Origin of the sequence: Streptomyces spiramenti, assembly GCF_012034385.1 — a bacterium.
GTDB lineage: Bacteria > Actinomycetota > Actinomycetes > Streptomycetales > Streptomycetaceae > Streptomyces > Streptomyces spiramenti.
This window is the reverse complement of record NZ_JAAVJB010000137.1, coordinates 1-3,431: the sequence shown is the minus strand read 5'-3', so window position 1 is coordinate 3,431 and position 3,431 is coordinate 1. Positions and strand designations below refer to the sequence as shown.

General features: G+C 72.1%; 3 protein-coding genes. All 3 read left to right on the top strand.

Annotated features, from left to right (window positions below; all coding sequences use genetic code 11):
* Window positions 1-64: 64 nt before the first annotated feature.
* Genes HCJ92_RS15970 through HCJ92_RS15960 form a run of 3 tightly spaced genes read left to right on the top strand, consistent with a single transcriptional unit; the run spans window position 65 to window position 3,288 of the window.
* Window positions 65-736 (top strand): amino acid ABC transporter permease, encoded by a 672-nt coding sequence (locus HCJ92_RS15970; RefSeq protein ID WP_167934269.1) that lies wholly within the window; start codon window positions 65-67, stop codon window positions 734-736.
* A complete protein-coding gene (locus tag HCJ92_RS15965; RefSeq protein ID WP_167934268.1) occupies window positions 733-1,668 on the top strand; it encodes an amino acid ABC transporter permease in 936 nt (311 codons plus the stop codon). Before HCJ92_RS15970 ends, HCJ92_RS15965 begins: the two co-directional genes overlap by 4 nt.
* 36 nt (window positions 1,669-1,704) lie before the next feature.
* Complete coding sequence (locus HCJ92_RS15960; RefSeq protein ID WP_167934267.1) at window positions 1,705-3,288, top strand: FAD-dependent monooxygenase; 1,584 nt, start codon at window positions 1,705-1,707, stop codon at window positions 3,286-3,288.
* The last annotated feature ends 143 nt before the right edge of the window (window positions 3,289-3,431 follow it).

Sequence of the window (3,431 nt, the reverse complement as noted above, 5' to 3'; positions counted from 1 at the left end):
GCGCGGTCCGCCCGGACCGCGCGCCACCCTTTTCTGTCCGTCACGGCGAGAATTCGAGACCTAAGTGTTCGACTTCCTTGATCTACAGCGGTACGACCTGTTCGGGGCCTTCTGGGTCACCGCGCAGCTCGCGGTCTTCTCCGCCATCGGGTCGCTCATCCTCGGCACCATCCTGGCCGGCATGCGCGTCAGCCCGGTGCCCCTCATGCGCGTCTTCGGCACCGGCTACGTCAACATCGTCCGGAACACCCCGCTGACCGTCATCATCCTCTTCACCTCCCTCGGCCTGTTCCAGACGCTGGGCATCGCGATGGGAGGGGACACCTTCACGGAGACGAACTTCCGACTCGCCGTGCTCGGCCTCACCGCCTACACCGCCGCGTTCGTCTGCGAGGCGCTGCGGTCCGGCATCAACACCGTGCCCGTCGGGCAGGCCGAAGCGGCCCGTGCCCTCGGGCTGAGCTTCACCCAGGTCCTGCGCCTGGTGGTCCTGCCCCAGGCGTTCCGCTCGGTGGTCGCCCCGCTGGCCAACGTGCTCATCGCCCTCACCAAGAACACCACGGTCGCCGCGGCGATCGGCGTCGCCGAGGCCGCGCTCCTGATGAAGACAATGATCGAGAACGAGGCACAGGTGTTCCTGATCGGCGGCATCTTCGCCCTCGGATTCATTCTCCTCACCCTTCCGACCGGGCTGCTGCTCGGCTGGGTGAGCAAGCGCGTGGCGGTGAAGCGATGAGTGACCTCTCCGTTCTCTACGACGCCCCCGGGCCGAAGGCCAGGGCGCGGAACGTCCTCTACACCGTGCTGTTCCTGGTCGGCTTCGCCGTCCTGGTGTGGTGGGTCCTCGCCGCGATGGCGGACAAGGGCCAGCTCGACGCCGACAAGTGGAGCCCGTTCGTCACCGACTCCCGCGTCTGGACGACGTTCCTCCTGCCGGCGCTCGGCAACACCCTCAAGGCCGCGGCGCTGTCGATCATCATCGCGCTGCCCCTGGGCGCCGCGCTCGGCATCGGCAGGATGTCGGACCACCGATGGGTCCGGGTGCCGTGCGCCGGGATCATCGAGTTCTTCCGTGCCATTCCGGTGCTGCTGCTCATGCTGTTCGCCAGCGCCGTCTACGTCGAGTTCACCAACATCAGCTCGGACATGCGCCCGCTTTACGCAGTCGTCACCGGCCTGGTGCTGTACAACGCCTCGGTCATCGCCGAGGTGGTCCGGGCCGGCATCCTGTCGCTGCCCCGCGGCCAGAAGGACGCCGCGCAGGCCGTCGGCATGCGCAAGGGCCAGATGATGACCCAGGTGCTGCTGCCGCAGTCGGTCACCCTGATGCTGCCGGCGCTCGTGAGCCAGCTGGTCGTCGTCGTCAAGGACACCGCTCTCGGCGGCGTCATGCTCAACTTCGACGAGCTGCTGCGTTCGGTCCGCACCATCAGCGCCAACTACGGGGCCAACACCATCGCGGCGTTCACCGTGGTGGCCCTGATCTTCATCGTGCTGAACTTCATCCTCACCTCCGCGGCCACCTGGCTGGAACGCACCATCCGTCGGGGCAAGCGCACCGCCGGCGCGGTCGTCACCGCCGACCCGCACGACCAGATGGAGGCCGAGCCCGCAGGGGCGCCGGCCACCGAGGCCGGGGATCCCCCGACCCGAACCGGCAAGGACTGACTTGACGGTTGATCACCTGCTGGGTTGCATACTCCTGTGCTGCCCGTGATCATCGTCGGCGCGGGCCCGACAGGGCTCGCGCTGGCGCTTGCCCTGGCCCGCCAGGGCGTCCCCACCCATGTGCTCGAACCAGGTGACGGGCGGGTCGACCAACGACCCGCCCGCAGCTGTGTGCTGCCACCGGACGTCGCGCACTGGGCCGGGCTCCCCGGCGCCGCCGACCGGGCGACCCGCTGGCAGGCGTGGCGCACCACGTTGCGCGGGCGTACCCGCGAGCACGTGGAGTACTCCCCCGAAGCGGCCCCCACCCATCTGCCCCTCGACGCGCTGGAGCACGCGCTGCGCCTCGCCGCGGCCGGGCGGAGACTCATCCGGATCGACACCCGGTCCCGCCTCAGCGGCGTCGAACAGACCGGGCACGGCGTCACCGCCTACGTGTACCGCGGCGACCGGGACGCCGGCGCGGGCCGTGAGGAGAAGGTCGCCGGCAGCCACCTCGTCGGCTGCGACGGCGCGCGTTCCACCGTCCGCAAGCTGTTGCGGGTGCCGTTCGCGGGGCGCACCTCCGTGGAACGGCACGCCGTCGCCGCGTTGCGGGCCGAACTGCCGGACGTCGGCGTCGCCGCGCTGCACCGCGCGCTCCCGGCGGCGCACGCGCCCGTCGACGAGGTGGTGCTCCGCCCGCTCGGCGCGCAACGCTGGCGGCTGGACTGGCCGCTGCCCACCGGCGAGGAACTCGTCACGCCGGAAGCGCTGCTGGACCTGGTCAACCGGACCCTGGCGGCCTGGCACGACGGCGACATCCCGCCGTACGACCTGCTGGACACGGGGGTCTACCTCTGCCACCAGCGGCTCGCCCGGCACTGGCGCGACGGGCGGATCTTCCTCGCGGGGGACGCCGCCCATCTGCTCGGCGCGCTGGGCACCCAGCAGACCGCCGAGGGGCTGCGCGACGCGGACAACCTCGCGTGGAAACTGGCCCTGGACTGGCACCACGGCGACGCGGACACACTCCTCGACACGTACGAGGCGGAGCGCCGCGGCGCCGTGGGCGCGCGACTGCGCGCCGTGGACCAGGCGCTGCCGCTGGTGCGGGGGCGGGGCGGTATCGGAGCGCTGCTCCCGGGGCGGGAACACAGCAGGCTGACGCTGCTGGCGGACGCGCCGCTCGGCCGTGGGGCGCTCGGAGAGCCGGGAGCGTATCCGCAGACGCGGTCGCGGTACGGCGTGGGGGTGGCCACGGAGCCCGGGGACGTGATCGACGACATCCGGGTGACCGCTCTCAACGGCGACCGCGGCCGACTGCACGACCTTCTCGGCGGTCCGCACCTGCTGGTCCTGACCGCGCCCGGCGCCGGGATCTGGGATGCCCGCCACTGGCTGTCGGCCGGGCTCATGCCCGAGCTCGCCGGGGTGGTCCGGCGGCTGCCGGTCGAAGCGGAGCTGCTGGTGGCCGACAGCTATCCGGGCGCTCCCGCCCACACGCTGCTGGTGGTGCGGCCCGACGGCCGCCTGGCGGCGGCACTCCCCGGGTCCGCCATCTCGGAACTGGTGCGCTACGCCGACACGTTGCGCGGGCCGGCCCCTGACCAACCCCCCGCGGTGGCCGGCAGGAACTGACCGGCGGCACGCCCCGTACCGGCCTGCCGCGCGCCTGCTGCCCGCGGCACGCGCCGGTGCCTGCCAGCGCCAGGCCGGCCGCAGAGCACGGACCACGGCTCACGGACCCGCGACAACACCGTGCTCCGCGCCCGTACGGGCGC